Below are 17,188 nucleotides of genomic sequence, written 5' to 3' on the forward strand. Positions count from 1 at the left end.
GCGTTTTGTTTCCGGCACAAGGCTGTGGACGCCGCAGATTTTCTCCCTAACGGGATAGCTCCTTTGCGCAGTTGATCCACGGCGTCTCGCGACTAGTGTCGCAGCGCGGTTTCGTACCGCTCACGCCCCGGCTGAGATTTCCGGCCCCGACACCGCCCAGCCGGGGCGCCCATCTCCTTTCAGTGCAATCTGAACAAAGAAAAGCCCCGTCTGGGAAAGACGGGGCGCGCTGAAGAGCGCTAAGTGGAGCTGCCTCGGGAATTGGAGGTGGCAGCGGAGACGACCGAGACCTGCGAAACAGAGGGGAGATGCGGCTCAGGTATCCCCGTGTCAATTTAATCAGTCCCCGCCATTCTCCTATTCAGCTAATCGGATTAGGCTAAAGGTCCTAGGACAATGCCCCGAGAACCTGCCCAAGGCTGCATGAAGTAGTCGGAATTGTACCGGCACCCTCGCCCAGTTCATTCTTAGACACAGGCCGCCTGCGCGACTTCGACAGTCAAAGCCAAGATCGCCTGTCCCGCTATGATTGACAGAACTGCGGCAACAACCATCCTTCTCAGAAAGGTGATATCCTCGACCAGCCGGCTGGCGAATCCGCACATCGATGTCTCGTCAGACCGTTTAATCCGCTCGTCTATTATGAAAGCGGCCCTGGATTCGCGTAGCGGCGCACCAGGAGATCCCTGAGAGTGAAATATTACAGCGGAACCGCAGATCGCATCTACGAGGTTACGGTAAGCTCAAACTGCGACAAAAGACATTGTATCTTCTGCGCCAGATTCGCAGCCCTGTATGGCTTGTAGAGAAGATCCAACTCACCGATAGAGGATAAATCCTCCACATATCCCGTCGTCAGCAATACTTGTACGTTCGGATATTCTCGCTTGATCAAACCCGCAAGCTCAATGCCGCTGAGTTGGCCCGGCATACGTACATCACTGAGCACGAGCCGCAAATCAGCTCTGGCCTTCAGCATCTCGACCGCCTTATCCGCGGTTTCAGCTTCCGCGACCTCAAAGCCGAGAGATCTTAACGTTGAAACAGCGACTGCCCGGACAGCAGAATCATCCTCCACGACAAGAGCCGCCTGTCCGTCGCCGAAAGGCAGTGTATCGACTGTCTCATCATCCGGCTGGGGGGCGTTTATCTCTTCATTAACCCGCGGAAGGATGAGACGAATTGAGGTGCCCTCACCCGGTTCACTGTCGATTTCGATATGCCCACCCGATTGCTTCACAAAGCCGTAGACCATGCTCAGCCCGAGACCTGTTCCCTTACCGGTCTCCTTAGTGGTGAAAAAAGGCTCGAAAACGCGTTCGAGCACATGGGCCGGCATGCCGGTGCCCTTATCGGTCACAGAAATCACCACGTGATCCCCAAGCTGTCCAGCGACTTCCAAGCTGCAGTTTTCAATCTCTATGTCGAGGTCGCCGCCGTTCGGCATCGCGTCCCGGGCATTGACAGCAAGGTTGAGAAGCGCGGCCTCAAGCTGTGCTTGATCGACCCTGATGGGCCAGACCGCTTCAGGGGTTTTAAGCTGAACGCGGATCCTTTCACCGAGGGTTCGCCGCATGAGATCCAATAGATTCGGCATCACCGCACCAACATCGATCGTCATCGCCTGGAGAGGTTCGCGCCGTGAAAAGACAAGCAAGCGGTGCGTAAGATCGGCGCAACGCTGAGCACCGTCCAGAGCCATTTTCACCCGCTTGCGTGCACGCTCATTGCTCTTGATTGACTTCTGCAGGAGATCGAGATTGCCGATCACGACGCTTAGCATATTGTTGAAATCGTGCGCGATTCCTCCAGTCAGGCGACCTACGGCTTCGAGCTTGCTGGCATGAAGGAGATTCTGCTCGAGCTGCTTTCGGTCCGTTATGTCGAACCACATGCCAAAAGTTTCGCGCGGGTTGTCATCCTCGTCACGGACGACGGTGGTGTGATCCAGAAAATATCGATCGGTGCCATCAGCACATTTCCAGCGATACTCCAACGAGACAGAGCCTAGATCGGGAAGATCCGCCAACTGAGAGAGGACACGGTCACGATCTTCAGGATGCAGTCGGGAAGACCAGAAGTCCGTCCGCGCAAGAAACTCCTGAGGCTTGAATCCTGTGATGGCTTCAATATTCTCATTCGTGAAATGCAGGCGGCGATGACCTTCCTGAAGCGACGCCGTGAACAGCGCCATCGGCAGTGAACCCAGGATAATCGACTGATGCTCCTCACGGCGGCGTAGCATCTGCTCGGTTTTCAGTTTCTCACTGCGAACCTGCAGATTCTCCATCAGGAGACGGCGTTCCTCTTCGCCCTGCCGGCGGATCTCCTCCGTCTTTCGATGGAGGTCGACAAAGACATCGACCTTCGACTTCAAAATCAGCGGTTCGATGGGCTTGAACACATAGTCCACCGCGCCCGCACTGTAGCCCCGGAAGACCTGAAGATCGTCCTTGTTATAGGCGGTTAGGAACAGGATCGGCACACGCGAGGAGCGGTGACGCGCACGGATCATCCCGGCAACTTCATAGCCGTCGATACCGGGCATCTGCACATCGAGCAGGATGACGGCAAAGTCCTCCTTCAGAACGAGCCGAAGCGCTGCCTCGCCGGATTCCGCCGTTACGACCTCTACCCCCGGCGCCCCTAGCATCTCCTTGACAGCAAGAAGGTTGCGGGAGTCATCATCAACCACAAGTATCTTGGCCGAAACTGGCGAGCTGGCGTAACCTGGCGGGCGACCAGCCTGAATGTCAGCCTCCTTTACATCAGAGAATTGGTTCATAGATGCGCCCTATCATCTGCTGCACTACGATCATGCAATCTGTAGTGACTCCGTGAGAGCTGGACACGCAGAACGGCCAGAAGCTGGTCGATATCGACCGGCTTGGAGATATAATCCGTAGCCCCAGCTTCGAGGCACTTCTCGCGATCCCCTTTCATGGCTTTGGCCGTGATAGCGACCAAAGGAAGGTCTCGGTATTCCGGCCGCTCGCGGATGGCCCGCATCGTCTCAAAGCCGTCCATCTCGGGCATCATGATGTCAACCAGCATGATCTCGACACCGGATATACTTTTCAGCATCTCGATGCCTTCACGTCCATTTTCGGCAAAGACAACATCCATGCCGTGCTGCTCCAGGACGCTCGTCAACGAAAAGATGTTGCGAACGTCGTCATCCACGATCAAGACTTTCCGGCCCTGCAAAGAAACCTCGCTGGAGCGCTCAACCTTAGCCTGCTGATGCCCGGCGTTATCTGTAATAGTCTTGTGAAGAAACAAGGAGGTTTCGCTGAGAAGCTTTTCCGGGGAACCATTGCCCTTGACGATGATTGTCGAGGCGATGTTTTCCAGGCGCATTTCTTCGGCTTTTGAGAGATCAAGCCCCGTATAGACGATGATCGGCAGCTCTTCGCCGCCACGGAGGCCACGGATCCGCTCGATAAGTTCCGCTCCAGGTAGGTCCGGAAGGCCGAGATCGATGATAGCGCAATCAAAACGGCTCGCTTGTATCGCTTCGAGCGCAGCCTCGGCCGTTCCCAAGTCGGCCACCTCAACCGCGCTATCTTTCAAAAGCTCGACCATGCTCATGCGCTGATTGGCGTCATCCTCCACCAGCAACAGGTTCTTTACGGGACGGTCTATGAAATCTCTTGTGCGAGACAGCGCGTTCATTAGCGCATCCCGATCCACAGGCTTCTCCATGAAGCCGAATGCACCTGCGCGGAGACCGCGCTTCTTCTGATCGTCGACCGATATGACATGGATCGGCACATGGCGCGTCCGCGGATCATGCTTGAGGAGATCCAGCAGAGCCCAGCCGTCCATATCGGGCAGGCCGATATCGAGCGTAATAGCATGGGGTTTGTACCGGTGAGCGAGGGCCAATGCCGTCGCGCCGTCATTTGCGATCAACCCCTTGATGCCCTGCTCGCGGGCAAGTTCGAGCAGAACCGAGGCGAACATGGTGTCATCCTCGATAATGAGCACCACATGATCGCCGGGCGAGATCGTGTGGCGATCATCTGAAGAGGCCGAGAGAACGCTCGGCATCGCCGGACGTGTGATCGTCCCTTCGAGATTGCTGGATCGAGCATCGAACTCCGCGCCGGACGGAGCCTCAAGCGGCAAGAAAAGAGTGAACGTAGACCCTTCGCCCTCTTGGCTCGACAGAACGATCTCGCCCCCGAGCAGTCGTGCAATTTCACGACTGATGGCAAGGCCGAGCCCTGTGCCGCCATATCGCCGGCTCGTGGTTCCATCCGCCTGCTGGAAGGCTTCGAAGATGATGCGCTGCTTGTCCTCGGGAATACCGATGCCGGTATCCTGGACCGAGAGCGCGATCCAATCGCTGCCCGCCCGAAGGGGCGACCCTTCCGCAGAACCAATCTTCAAGGTTACCCCACCTTTCTCGGTGAACTTGAAGGCGTTGGAGAGAAGATTCCGTAGGACCTGCTGCAACCGTTTCGAATCTGTCCGGATCGTTGCCGGCAGCTGGGGATCAATAACGATATCGAAGTCGATATTGTTCTCCTCGGCCACCTGCCGGAAGGTCCGCTCCATATGGTCTGTCAGCTCATGGAAGTTCACGCTGGTGACTTCCAAGCTCACTGTTCCCGACTCGATTTTGGAGAGATCGAGAATATCGTTGATGAGAGCAAGGAGATCCGAGCCAGCGGCGTGGATCGTCTTGGCGAACTCACGCTGTTTTTCGGATAGATTACCTTCCGGGTTTTCCGTGAGAAGCTTCGAGAGAATGAGCAGACTGTTCAACGGCGTGCGCAGTTCATGGCTCATATTGGCCAGGAATTGGGACTTGTAGCGCGACGTCAACGAGAGCTGCTCGGCCTTGTCCTCAAGGGCGGACTTGGCATGCGAAACTTCCCGGTTCTTGCTTTCGACCTCTCGTTTCTGGATCTCCAGAAGCCGAGCCTTATCCTCGAGCTCTTCGTTGGTTTGCCGCAGCGCGTCCTGCTGTTGGCGCAGGAGTTCCTCGGAGCGCCGCAGGGTCGCCGCCTGCTGTTCGAGGCGGTCGTTCGTGGTCTTCAGCTCCTCCTGCTGGCTCTGGAGCTCCGTAGTAAGAAGCTGTGACTGCTTGAGTAGGCCTTCGGTTCGCATATTCGCGGCAATCGTGTTGAGCACGATACCGATCGACTCGGTCAGCTGATCCAGGAAGGATTGATGCGCTTCACTGAACCGGTTGAATGATGCAAGCTCGATGACGGCCTTTACCTCCTGCTCGAACAGGACGGGCAGGACGATAATGTTGAGCGGCGCAGCCTCGCCGAGTGCAGAACTGATGGTAATGTAGTCGCCTGGCACCTGCGTCAGAAGAATCCGTTTTTTCTCATAAGCGACCTGCCCGACGAGCCCCTCCCGAAGGCGGAACTTGCTCGCCAAATGCTTACGTTCGGTATGAGCATAAGAGGCTGCAAGCTCGAGTACAGACTCAGCTCCTTCATCCTCGACAGTATAGAAGACGCCACGCTGCGCATTCACCAGGGGAGCAATCTCGGATAGGATAAGATTGGAAACCGTGCTGAGATCGCGTTCGCCCTGGAGCATGCGGGTAAACTTGGCCAAGTTCGTCTTGAGCCAATCCTGCTCCGCATTCTTCTGCGTCGTATCGCGCAGGTTGCGGATCATCTCATTGATGTTGTCCTTAAGCGCGGCGAGTTCGCCCAGGGCTTCAGCTGTAATCGAGCGGGTAAGATCGCCACGCGTCACTGCGGTTGCGACCTCGGCGATCGCGCGAACCTGGTTCGTGAGGTTGGCGGCCAGCTGGTTCACGTTGTCGGTCAGATCGCGCCACAGGCCGGACACGCCTTCGACTCGTGCCTGACCGCCGAGCTGCCCCTCCGTCCCCACCTCCTTGGCAACGCGGGTCACTTCGGAGGCGAAGGAGTTGAGCTGGTCCACCATGGTGTTGATGGTGTTCTTCAGTTCCAACATCTCGCCTTTGACGTCGACCGTAATCTTCTTCGACAGGTTGCCATTGGCGACGGCCGTGGTGACGTCGGCGATGTTGCGCACCTGACCGGTCAGGTTGGCCGCCATCATGTTCACATTGTCGGTCAGGTCCTTCCAGGTGCCCGCCACGCCCTTCACCTGGGCCTGACCGCCGAGCCGTCCCTCCGTGCCCACCTCGCGCGCGACGCGGGTGACTTCGGAAGCGAAGGAGTTGAGCTGGTCCACCATGGTGTTGATGGTGTTCTTCAGTTCCAGCATTTCGCCTTTGACGTCGACCGTAATCTTCTTCGACAGGTTGCCATTGGCGACGGCCGTGGTGACGTCGGCGATGTTGCGCACCTGACCGGTCAGGTTGGCCGCCATCATATTCACATTGTCGGTCAAATCCTTCCAGGTGCCCGCCACGCCCTTCACCTGGGCCTGACCGCCGAGCTTGCCCTCGGATCCCACCTCGCGCGCGACGCGGGTGACTTCGGAAGCGAAGGAGTTGAGCTGATCCACCATGGTGTTGATGGTCGATTTCAGCTCCAGCATCTCGCCTTCGACAACAACGGTGATCTTCTTCGACAAATCGCCCGTCGCGACGGCTGTCACGACGTCCGCAATGCCGCGCACCTGGCCGGTCAGGTTCGCGGCCATGAGGTTGACGTTGTCGGTCAAATCCTTCCACGTTCCGCCGACGCCCTTCACCTGGGCCTGGCCGCCAAGCTTGCCCTCGGATCCCACCTCGCGCGCGACGCGCGTCACTTCGGAGGCAAAGGAGTTGAGCTGGTCCACCATGGTGTTGATGGTGTTCTTCAGCTCAAGCAGTTCACCCCGAACGTCGACGGTGATCTTCTTTGACAGGTCGCCGGTGGCGACGGCCGTGGTAACCTCGGCGATGTTGCGCACCTGACCGGTCAGGTTGGCCGCCATCATGTTCACGTTGTCGGTAAGACCCTTCCAAACGCCGCCAACACCTTCGACACGGGCCTGTCCGCCGAGTTTGCCCTCCGTGCCCACTTCGCGGGCAACGCGGGTGACTTCGGAAGCGAAGGAGTTGAGCTGATCCACCATGGTGTTGATGGTCGATTTCAGCTCCAGCATTTCGCCTTTGACATCGACGGTAATTTTCTTGGACAGGTCCCCCGTCGCGACAGCTGTGGTGACTTCCGCAATATTACGTACCTGACCGGTCAGGTTCGCAGCCATGGAGTTCACATTGTCGGTCAGGTCCTTCCACGTTCCGCCGACGCCCTTCACCTGGGCCTGGCCGCCAAGCTTGCCCTCGGTCCCCACCTCCTTGGCAACGCGGGTGACTTCGGAGGCGAAGGAGTTGAGCTGGTCCACCATGGTGTTGATGGTGTTCTTCAGTTCCAACATCTCACCCTTGACGTCGACCGTGATCTTCTTCGACAAATCGCCGGTGGCGACGGCCGTGGTGACGTCGGCAATGTTGCGCACCTGACCGGTCAGGTTGGCCGCCATCATGTTCACATTGTCGGTGAGATCACGCCACAGGCCGGCTGCTCCGGGCACGAGAGCCTGTCCACCGAGTTTGCCCTCGATGCCGACTTCTCGAGCGACGTTCGTGACCTGATCCGCAAAGGTCGCCAGCGTATCGATCATGCTGTTGATCGTATCGGCAAGAGAGGCGATCTCGCCCTTGGCTTCGACGGTCAGCTTATGGGTCAGATTACCGACAGCAACAGCCGTCACCACGTCTGCGATACCACGCACCTGACCGGTCAGGTTGGCCGCCATCATGTTCACATTGTCGGTCAGGTCCTTCCAGACCCCCGCCACGCCCTTTACCTGGGCCTGACCACCGAGCTTGCCCTCGGATCCAACCTCCTTGGCAACGCGGGTGACTTCGGAGGCGAAGGAGTTGAGCTGGTCCACCATGGTGTTGATGGTGTTCTTCAGTTCCAGCATTTCGCCTTTGACGTCGACTGTGATCTTCTTCGACAGGTTGCCATTGGCGACGGCCGTGGTGACGTCGGCGATGTTGCGCACCTGACCGGTCAGGTTGGCCGCCATCATATTCACATTGTCGGTCAAATCCTTCCACGTACCGGCAACGCCCTGCACCTGGGCCTGACCGCCGAGCCGTCCCTCCGTGCCAACCTCGCGCGCGACGCGGGTGACTTCGGAGGCGAAGGAGTTGAGCTGGCCGACCATGGTGTTGACCACCTTGCCAATCCGCAGGAACTCACCCCGAAGCGGCCGCCCTTGAATTTCAAGGTGCATTGGCTGGCTTAGGTCGCCCTTGGCCACGGCTCCGATCACACGGGCAACCTCCGTCGTCGGCTGGACCAGATCGCCAATCATCGAGTTCACGGATTCGATGCAATCGCTCCAGCAACCTCGAGCCTCTGGCAGCTTCCCGCGTTCGCCGATCTGCCCCTCCTTGCCGACGACCTTTGACATTCGGGCGAGTTCACGGGTGAGCCCCTGATTCAGTTCGACGACATCATTGAATGCCTCTGCAATCTCCCCATCGATCCCTGTAAGATCGAGCGGCAGGCGTGCGGAAAAGTCGCCTTTTCTAAAGGAGCGCAAAGCTTTGAGAAGGACCTTGCGGTCGAGCTGTGATGCAACGGTATCGGTCTGTGGCACGGGCCCCTCGTATAAACGCGCGTTCAGGAGGAAATAGGACTTTTGTCTGCGATGTTAATTGGAAACTATTATTTTTTTTGCAGCATTTATATGTCCAGAGTTGTTTCTCCAAGACAACTATGTATGGCGCACTTACCGCCGGATAAAGACGGCCCCGATTTATGAATTGATATAATATATCAATTATTTTCGAGATCGAAGGCTGTAACAGCACCCCAAAGTGTAGGTGATGTCATTGTAAATGTTCGATCTAGGATTTCTCTTTAAGAGTCGGAGCGAGGTGATGCACCTGAGATTTGGCACCAGGGTCTCGGCTGGTTGGCTTCGGGAACAACAAACATCGCCGATTATGCTTCTTCTCGAAATTGCGCTTTTCGCACCCACAGTGAGCCTGCTGTTGTGCTGGCTCATGCCAACGTTCTTTCTTGGGCAAGATTCACAATCACTGCTTCGCGCACTTGCAGCTTTGATGCCGGCCAAACTGCAGCGCCACCCCTTGGGATGACGAAGAGACAATGCAGATGGAGAAGCACAAGCGCGGACCAAGCATTCGACACGGACGAATTGCGATCGCGATCCCGGCGGCGTGTCACTCGCGAACCAGGACGAGATCCGTTGTCGGGCGGACGGGGCCGTTGACACCGATGCGGCTCAGGACAAGGATCCGCAGGTGGTCAGAACTGGGGATGGCGATCCTCATTTCCGACGTCATATTGCCGAAGACCGGCTTCGGCCAATTTATCATGAGATTGATGGCGGTTCCCTGTCGCTTGCCCGAAAGGCTTGCCGGACCAACGCGGGCCCCCGTATAGGTGCCGGTGACCTGGCCTGATCGAGGATCCAAGGCAAGGTCGGCACTGATCGACCTCGATATGATCAAATAGGCCCAACAGGTTCCGCGCAGAGCAAGACCGGCGGCGCCTTGCTGTGATGCCCTGAAGCGGCAGTTCACCCGGTGCGTGTTTGCATTCGGCCCCTCGACCACGATTCCGGACCCCGAGAACAAGCCCGTGAACAGATCAAAAGGATCCCCCCTCGTCGGAGGCGACCAGCCAAGGACTCCTATTCCAACCAAGAAAGCCGCAATGGTGCTTCTGGCAGTCATGGGGACCTGCAGAGCGGAGCTGCATATCTGGTATCTGGTTGAAGGTTAACCTCAGGATCGGAACCTTGCAACGTCGAGTGTTCGCCCCTTCGGTTTCGGGCCCCCCGCTCTCGGTGAGCTTCCGCTCAGGCTCGATATGCCGGCCCCGTTAGTACGTCCGGAATGAGCGGATGTGCTGTTATGAGTTGAATAGACCGAGCATCGGGTTATCGACCAGCCACAGCGTAGCTAGTTCGAGGAGGCCATCTCCATTGGAGAGAGTAAAATCTCATTCTGTAGCGACTGCCCCTCGAAAAAGGCTGCGACATTGGTCAGGACAGAGTCCATTTTGCCTATGAAAGAGTCCCATGTTCCCGCAGCGATGTGCGGCGTGAGCACGGTGTTGGGTAACGCCGTCAGTGGGTGGTCCGCCGGAAGAGGCTCGATCTCGAATACGTCGATGCCTGCGGCACCGGGCCTGCCCGCCTTAAGGGCCTCGACGAGAGCGGCCTCATCCACGATGCCGCCTCGCGCGGTATTGATCAGGATAGAACCGGGCTTCATGCGGACAAGCTCATCCCGACCGATCAGATGTCGTGTTCCTGCGGTCAAGGGAAGGTGGAGCGTCACAAAGTCGGCCTCCTCCAGGATCCGGTCGAGGGACGCCGGTTCAAGGCCCAACGCGGCTTCACGCTCCGGCGGCAACCGGACATAGGGATCGGAGTAAAGTCCCTTGGTCTGGAATCCCCTGAAGCGCTCGGCCGCGGCCTGACCGATCCGGCCCATGCCCACATACCCGACCGTCTTCCCGGCAAGCTCGACGGAGACCGGCCGCAGTTTGTTGGCATGCCAGCGCCCGCGTCGAAGCTCCGGATCAGCGAATGTCAGGCGTCTCGCCGCCGCAAGAGCCAGCATGACGGCATGCTCGGCAACCCCGATGGTTCCAGCCGTGCTGACGGCAAGCCGTATCCGGCGCTCGGCGAGGGCCGGAACATCGACCGTATCGTGGTAGCCGACACCCTGATGCTGGACGAAGCGCAACCGTGAAGCGGCTTCGATGGTCCTGCGCGTGAGCGGCGTTGCCGCCGTGATGATGGCCTCGCAATCACGGACTTTGGCAAGCCGCTCATCGTCATCGTCCTTCTCCAGAAGCACCAATTCCAGACAGGATGGCTTGAGGCGCTGCATGAGCCCGTAAATCTCGGGCGTGCCGAGGCTGTTGTAGAAAACCTTGACCGCTGAAGAGGCCATGTCTGTCTGCTCCTGGAGAACTGGATTCGGGGTTTCCGTCAGCGGTTGTTCCGGGTGCGCCAAGCCGCAAAATCAGGAAGGGTCTGCGGATCGGTCGGCGGATAAAGGCCGATAATCGAGCGGCCCTTGAGCACCTCCTCCTGAACGAAGTCCTCGAACGCGGTCATCTCGACGGCCTCGCTTGCGATCTCGTCTGCAAGATGGGCCGGGATCACCACCACGCCCTCTCCATCGCCGACGACCACATCGCCCGGCCATACCGGCACGTCGCCGCAGCCGATCGGGACGTTGATGTCGAGCGCCTGATGATGCGTGAGGTTGGTCGGCGCCGAGGGCCGGTTGTGGTAAGCGGGAATATCGAGCTGCGCGATCTCCGGTGAATCCCGGAAGCCGCCATCGGTGACGACGCCGGCGACGCCACGCTTCATCAGGCGCGACACCAGGATGCCGCCGGCCGAGGCGGCGCGGGCATCCTTGCGGCTATCGATCACCATGACGGCGCCGGGAGGGCACTCCTCCACGGCCTTGCGCTGCGGGTGAGTCCGGTCCTGGAACACGCCGATTGGGTTCAAATCCTCGCGGGCGGGAATGTAGCGGAGGGTGAAAGCCTCACCCACCATGTTGCCGAGGTTCGGGTTGAGCGGGCGAACGTCCTGGATGAACTGGTTGCGCAGCCCGCGCTTGAAAAGTGCCGTGCAGAGCGTCGCGGTGCTGACCGTTTTCAACTTCCCGCGGGTTTCCGGATTCAGTGTGGTCATGATTGGCTCCAGATTTCAGAAGATGGCTGGCTCGCCCGCAGGCGCGCCGAAACTTGTTTCCAGAAAGTCGAAGTCGCAGCCCTCATGGGCTTGGCGAATGTGGCGCGTGAACATCCAGCCGTAGCCGCGTTCGAATCGAGGCTCAGGCCGCACCCAGGCGGCACGGCGGCGCTCAAGTTCCTCGTCCGGAACGTCGAGGTCGATGGTGCGCTTAGCCACGTCGATCGAGATCATGTCGCCCGTCTTCACGAGAGCCAACGGACCGCCGACATAGGATTCCGGCGAGACATGCAGGATGCAGGCTCCATAGCTCGTCCCGCTCATACGCGCATCGGAGATGCGAACCATGTCGCGCACACCCTGCTTCACCAGCTTCCTGGGGATCGGCAGCATGCCCCATTCCGGCATACCCGGCCCTCCCTGTGGGCCGGCATTGCGCAGGATGAGGACGTGATCTGCTGTCACATCGAGGTTCTCATCCTCGATGCCCGCCTTCATGGATGGGTAATCGTCAAACACGAGAGCAGGACCCGTGTGCTTGAGGAAGCGCGGATCGCAGGCGCTCGGCTTGATCACGCAGCCGTCAGGAGCCAGATTGCCTTTCAGGACAGCAAGTGCTCCTTCGGCGTAAATCGGGTTGTCGACGGTACGGATGACGTCGTCATTGTAGACTTCCGCCCTCGCGATGTTTTCGCCTAGGGTTTGGCCTGTCACCGTCATAGCTTCGAGATGCAGGTGCTCGCGGATACGGGTCATCAGCGCAGGCAGCCCACCGGCATAGAAGAAGTCCTCCATCAGGTATTTGTCGCCGCTCGGGCGGACATTGGCGATGACCGGAACACTGCGGCTCGCCGCTTCGAACTCCTCGAGACCGATGTTCTGCCCGGCGCGCCGAGCCTGCGCGATCAGGTGGATGATGGCGTTCGTCGAACACCCCATGGCCATGGCGACGGCAATACCATTCAGGAAGGCTTCCCGTGTCTGGACCTTGCTGGGCACCAGGTCCTCCCACACCATCTCGACGATGCGCCGGCCGCACGCGGTGCTCATGCGGATATGGTTGGAATCCGCCGCCGGAATCGAGGAGGCTCCGGGCAAGGTCATGCCGATCGCTTCCGCGATAGCCGTCATCGTGCTCGCGGTGCCCATGGTCATGCAGGTGCCATAACTGCGGGCAATGCCCGCTTCCATGTTCAGCCAGTCCGCATCCGTGATCGTGCCGGCGCGACGTTCGTCCCAATACTTCCAGGCATCGGAGCCCGACCCCAGGATCTTGCCCTTCCAGTTGCCGCGCAGCATCGGTCCGGCGGGCAGATAGATGGCTGGCAAGTCCGCGCTCGTGGCACCAAGAAGCAGCGCGGGCGTGGTCTTGTCGCATCCGCCCATCAGGACGACGGCATCCACCGGGTGAGAGCGAAGCAGTTCTTCCACGTCCATCGCAAGCAGATTGCGGTAGAGCATGGTCGTCGGCTTGACGTATTGTTCCGCAAGCGAGATTCCCGGAAGTTCTATGGGAAAGCCGCCGGTCTGAAGGACGCCTCGTTTCACGTCGTCGACGCGCTGCTTGAAATGGGCGTGGCACGGATTGATGTCGGACCAGGTGTTGAGGATGGCGATGATGGGACGACCAGCCCAATCCTCCGGGGCATAGCCCATCTGCATCATGCGGGAACGATGACCAAATCCCCGCAGATCGTCAGGCGCGAACCAGCGCGCGCTCCTGAGCGCATCGGGTGTTTTCTTGCGTGTCATAGGACGAGTACCTGTTGAAATGATCGGGAAGGTCGGGAGCGGAGCGCATGCTCAGCTCTGAAGCCCCCATTTCCGAATGGTCTTACGCTCGATGGTCCTGAAGATCAGGTTCTCGACGATCAGGCCGATGATGATAACTGTCAGAAGGCCTGCGAATACGGAGGGAATATCGAGCAGATTGCGGTTCTCGAAGATGAACCAGCCCAGCCCCCCCTGCCCCGACGAAACGCCGAAAACGAGTTCCGCGGCGATTAAGGTGCGCCAAGCGAAGGCCCAGCCGACTTTCAACCCGGTCAGGATCGATGGGAAGGCTGCCGGAACGAGGATCTTGAAGACATAGGAAAGACCTTTCAGACCGTAATTCCGCCCGACCATACGCAGCGTCTGCGACACTCCGAGGAAACCCGTATGCGTATTGAGAGCCACTGCCCAGAGAACCGAATGGACGAGGACGAAAACGAGGCTGCCATTGCCGAGACCGAACCAGATCAGGGCCAGAGGCAGCAGCGCGATCGCCGGCAGCGGGTTGAACATCGCCGTCATCGTCTCGAGGAAATCCGTGCCGATGCGGGTGTTGATGGCGAGGATCGTCAGAACCGCGGCAATCGACACGCCGGAGGCGTAGCCCATGAGGAGAACCTTGATCGAGGTCCAGGCCCGCAGCGGGATCGTGCCGTCGGCGATCCGGTCCGAAAGGGTGGACAGCGTGTCGAGGAGCGTTGGGAAAAGCAGCGGATTATCAAGGTAACGGCCATAGATCTCCCAGATGATCCCGAGGAAGACGATGACCACCGTCTTCCGGACGAAACCGTTGCCCCAGGCCAGCTCCAGGGTGCTGAGCTTGCGCTCGACCTCGCTCGCATGCGCCTGCGCCGGCCCCGTATCGGTGCGCATTACGATCTGTGCATTGCTCATGAGCGTTATCCCTGGTGCGCGCCTTCTTCCGCGAACAGAAGCTCGTGGATGTGTTTCTCGAGCTGGCCCGCGCTGCCATCGGTCGGTGAGACGCGATCCACATCGTTCACCTCGGCCTTGACGCGACCGGGATGGGGAGAAAGGAGAAGAATGCGGTTGCCGATCTTGATGGCCTCGGCAATCGAGTGCGTGACGAACAGAACCGTGAACTTCGTATCTTCCCAAAGTTGCAGGAGTTCATCCTGGCAGGTACGGCGGGTGAGAGCATCGAGCGAGGCGAATGGTTCATCCATGAGCAGGATGTCCGGCTCCATCGCCATGCCGCGAGCAATGGCCACACGCTGCTTCATGCCGCCGGAGAGCGTATGCGGATAAGCGTTCACGGCGCGGGTGAGATTGACCTTCTCGATATAGGCTCGCGCCTTGTCCTCAGCCTCCTTGCGCGGCAGCTTGCGGGCGATGAGCAAGGGGAACATCACGTTCTCCAGCACCGTTTTCCATGGCAGAAGCTGGTCGAATTCCTGAAAGACCATCATGCGGTCCGCGCCGGGCTTGGTGACGTCGCGACCTTTGATACGGATACTGCCTTGGCTCGGGTTCAAATAGCCGCCGACGGCTTTGAGCAATGTGGACTTGCCGCAGCCGGACGGTCCGAGCAGAACGAAACGGTCCGATTGATTGACTTGAAAGCTGACCCGGTCGGTCGCTGTCACGAGAATGCTGGGAGTTTTATAGCGCAGCGTCACGCCACAGACGTCGAGAAGAGCGGTCATGAGCAAAACCTGAAAAGGAGAGTGGGATGGCGCGCCCTGCCCTCCAGCAGGGCGCGCTGCTCATCAGCTACCTTTGAGATCGTGCGCTATCGGCAGGTAGTAATCCGTCCAGGCCTTGGGCATCGTCTTGAGGGTACCGACCTTATAGAGATGCTCGGCGAACTTCATCGTGCCCTGGGGCTCAAGGTTCCATTCCATCATGCCGGGCTGCTTCAGCCACTCGAGGAGATCCTCGGCACTGGTCTTGTCGCCGGTAATCTCCTTGTAGATGTCGACCGCAGTCTTCGTATCGGAACGGATGAAGTCCTGCGCCTCCTTTGAGGCGGCGCGCACCGCCTCGATGATCTTGGGGTTGGCTTCGGCGAACTTCGTCGTCGCGAAGAATTGGCCTTGAGTCAGCGGTCCGCCAATGATGTCCGGAGATTGCAAGATAACGCGGGCGCCCGGCACCTTCTTGAGCTCGATATATTGGAAAGGGGGCGCCGCGAAGTGGCTCTTGACCTCGTGTTCGGAGTTGGTCATGGCGACGACCGCGTCCGGATGGCCGAGCTGGACCGTGTTTGCATCGAGCTTGGACCATTGATCCTCACCGAAGAGCTTCCGACTTGCCATCTGGAGCAGGATGGCTTGCGTGGATACCTTGACGGTCGGCACCGCGATCTTGTCGCCTGGACCAAAGTCGTTCAGCGATTTGATCTTAGGATCATGGGTGACGAGCGCCAGCGGCTGGGCCGATGTAGCCACGATACCCTTTACGCCACCCTTCGTCCGCTCCCAGAGCAGCAGGAGATTGCCGACACCGGTGTTCACCATGTCGACGCCGCCGGACAAAAGCGCATCCGTCTGCGCACCGCCGCCGCTGAAGGTGATCCACTTGGTCGTGACATTCTGCAAACCTAGACGAGTGGCATGCTTCTCGATGAGATGCTGCTTCTCGATGATATGGGTGGGCAGATAGAGAATGCCGGGCTGGCGGGTAATCGAAATCTCGCTTTTCTGTTGAGCCGAGGCTGTGTTCGCGAGGGCGAATAACCCGAACGCAGCCGCTATACCGGCGCCAAGGCGCCTCATCTGCATTTTCATGGCGTTTCCTCTATGTGGCCCCTCTTACCGGGGGTTCCTGTGGTCAATTTCGGCCTTTTCTACCGATGAATGGGACGCTAATGCATTAGTGCATTTCATACAAGTATGCTATAAAGAACCAAATGAGAGTTCGGATTTCTCGGAATGATGTCGTCCAAGTCAGCACTTAAGCAGCCATTTTCCGCCCAGGCGATGGAGCGTCTGGAGCGTGGCCGTCAGGCGGCCCCTCAGGTTTTTGAGCGGTTGAGGGAGGCGATTCTATCTCTGGCCCTGCCTCCCGGCACGACCCTGTCGCGCGCCACCCTCGCCACGCAGTTCGGCGTCAGCTCCACACCGATTCGCGATGCCCTCATGCGCCTGGAAGAAGAAGGTCTTGTCGAGGTCTTCCCCCAACACGCGACCGTCGTCAGTCCGATCGACCTGACGCTCGCCCGCCAAGCGCATTTCCTGCGCCGTTCCCTGGAACTCGAAATCGTGCGAGGTTTGGCCCTTGCCCCCGACCCGCGTTTGGTTGCGCGCCTGAACGGCATCCTGGCCCAACAGCAATCCCTGATGGAGGCGCAGGACCTGGAGGCTTTCGAGGCAACGGACCAAGCCTTTCACAGGCATCTCTATGAAGCGGCCCAGATGCAGGATCTCTGGATACTGGTGCGCAGCCGGAGCGGACATATCGACCGCTTACGCAGGCTATACCTGCCGACTCCCGGCAAGATCCAGGGCATCGTGCAGCATCATAAGCTGATCGTGCAGGCCATCGCCGACGGCAGACCCGATGAGGCGCAGCAGCATCTTCGCGATCACCTTTCAGGGACCCTTGCGCACGTAGACGAGATCAGCGCGCGATTTCCTGGCTATGTCAGGGGATAGAGGTCAAGAATCCCGCTCAACGAGAGTTTCACTCAACAACTCTGGTTCTTCTGGTTCTCACGCCTGATAATGATTCCGCTCCCTATCTGCGAACATCCAGAATGGGTCAGATCAGGTCAGGACCTACGCCGCACGGC

General features: G+C 58.8%; 10 protein-coding genes. 1 reads left to right on the forward strand and 9 read right to left on the reverse strand.

The annotated features are described in order from the left end of the window. Positions 1–724: 724 nt before the first annotated feature. From AB4Y97_RS04765 to AB4Y97_RS04805, 9 genes are all read right to left on the reverse strand, one after another. Positions 725–2,785, reverse strand: a complete 2,061-nt coding sequence (locus tag AB4Y97_RS04765; protein WP_441997869.1) for a response regulator — start codon at positions 2,783–2,785, stop codon at positions 725–727. Next, positions 2,782–8,568: a HAMP domain-containing protein gene (locus tag AB4Y97_RS04770; RefSeq protein WP_441997870.1), complete on the reverse strand. Its 5,787-nt coding sequence runs from the start codon at positions 8,566–8,568 to the stop codon at positions 2,782–2,784. The genes AB4Y97_RS04765 and AB4Y97_RS04770 overlap by 4 nt, the downstream gene beginning before the upstream one ends. A 589-nt stretch (positions 8,569–9,157) precedes the next feature. Beyond that, positions 9,158–9,412, reverse strand: coding sequence for a hypothetical protein (locus tag AB4Y97_RS04775; protein ID WP_441997871.1), 255 nt, complete (start codon positions 9,410–9,412; stop codon positions 9,158–9,160). A 489-nt stretch (positions 9,413–9,901) separates the two neighbouring features. Then, positions 9,902–10,903, reverse strand: coding sequence for a hydroxyacid dehydrogenase (locus AB4Y97_RS04780; RefSeq protein ID WP_441997872.1), 1,002 nt, complete (start codon positions 10,901–10,903; stop codon positions 9,902–9,904). 38 nt (positions 10,904–10,941) lie between these two features. Continuing rightward, positions 10,942–11,661 (reverse strand): ribonuclease activity regulator RraA, encoded by a 720-nt coding sequence (locus tag AB4Y97_RS04785; protein WP_441997873.1) that lies wholly within the window; start codon positions 11,659–11,661, stop codon positions 10,942–10,944. Between the two features lie 15 nt (positions 11,662–11,676). Further along, positions 11,677–13,413, reverse strand: coding sequence for an L-arabinonate dehydratase (gene araD / locus AB4Y97_RS04790; protein ID WP_441997874.1), 1,737 nt, complete (start codon positions 13,411–13,413; stop codon positions 11,677–11,679). Positions 13,414–13,464: 51 nt separating this feature from the next. Next, positions 13,465–14,328 (reverse strand): ABC transporter permease, encoded by an 864-nt coding sequence (locus tag AB4Y97_RS04795; RefSeq protein ID WP_441997875.1) that lies wholly within the window; start codon positions 14,326–14,328, stop codon positions 13,465–13,467. 5 nt (positions 14,329–14,333) lie between these two features. Further along, on the reverse strand, positions 14,334–15,101 hold the full coding sequence (locus tag AB4Y97_RS04800; RefSeq protein ID WP_441997876.1) for an ABC transporter ATP-binding protein: 768 nt from the start codon (positions 15,099–15,101) through the stop codon (positions 14,334–14,336). Between the two features lie 63 nt (positions 15,102–15,164). Further along, entirely contained in the window at positions 15,165–16,172 is a 1,008-nt protein-coding gene (locus tag AB4Y97_RS04805; protein WP_441998004.1) for an ABC transporter substrate-binding protein, read from the reverse strand. 156 nt (positions 16,173–16,328) lie between these two features. Here AB4Y97_RS04805 and AB4Y97_RS04810 point away from each other — a divergent pair, with 156 nt between their 5' ends. Further along, positions 16,329–17,051, forward strand: a complete 723-nt coding sequence (locus tag AB4Y97_RS04810; protein WP_441997877.1) for a GntR family transcriptional regulator — start codon at positions 16,329–16,331, stop codon at positions 17,049–17,051. The last annotated feature ends 137 nt before the right edge of the window (positions 17,052–17,188 follow it).

Origin of the sequence: Microvirga sp. 2TAF3 (genome assembly GCF_052114965.1) — a bacterium.
In the GTDB taxonomy this organism is placed as follows: domain Bacteria; phylum Pseudomonadota; class Alphaproteobacteria; order Rhizobiales; family Beijerinckiaceae; genus Microvirga.

Excerpts from the sequence above, each read along its gene's own strand:
- AB4Y97_RS04780 (WP_441997872.1), bottom strand. The coding sequence starts at position 10,903 with ATGGCCTCTTCAGCGGTCAAGGTTTTCTACAACAGCCTCGGCACGCCC.
- AB4Y97_RS04795 (WP_441997875.1), bottom strand. The coding sequence starts at position 14,328 with ATGAGCAATGCACAGATCGTAATGCGCACCGATACGGGGCCGGCGCAG.
- AB4Y97_RS04765 (WP_441997869.1), bottom strand. The coding sequence starts at position 2,785 with ATGAACCAATTCTCTGATGTAAAGGAGGCTGACATTCAGGCTGGTCGC.
- AB4Y97_RS04805 (WP_441998004.1), bottom strand. The coding sequence starts at position 16,172 with ATGAGGCGCCTTGGCGCCGGTATAGCGGCTGCGTTCGGGTTATTCGCC.
- AB4Y97_RS04810 (WP_441997877.1), top strand. The coding sequence starts at position 16,329 with ATGATGTCGTCCAAGTCAGCACTTAAGCAGCCATTTTCCGCCCAGGCG.
- AB4Y97_RS04800 (WP_441997876.1), bottom strand. The coding sequence starts at position 15,101 with ATGACCGCTCTTCTCGACGTCTGTGGCGTGACGCTGCGCTATAAAACT.
- araD (WP_441997874.1), bottom strand. The coding sequence starts at position 13,413 with ATGACACGCAAGAAAACACCCGATGCGCTCAGGAGCGCGCGCTGGTTC.
- AB4Y97_RS04785 (WP_441997873.1), bottom strand. The coding sequence starts at position 11,661 with ATGACCACACTGAATCCGGAAACCCGCGGGAAGTTGAAAACGGTCAGC.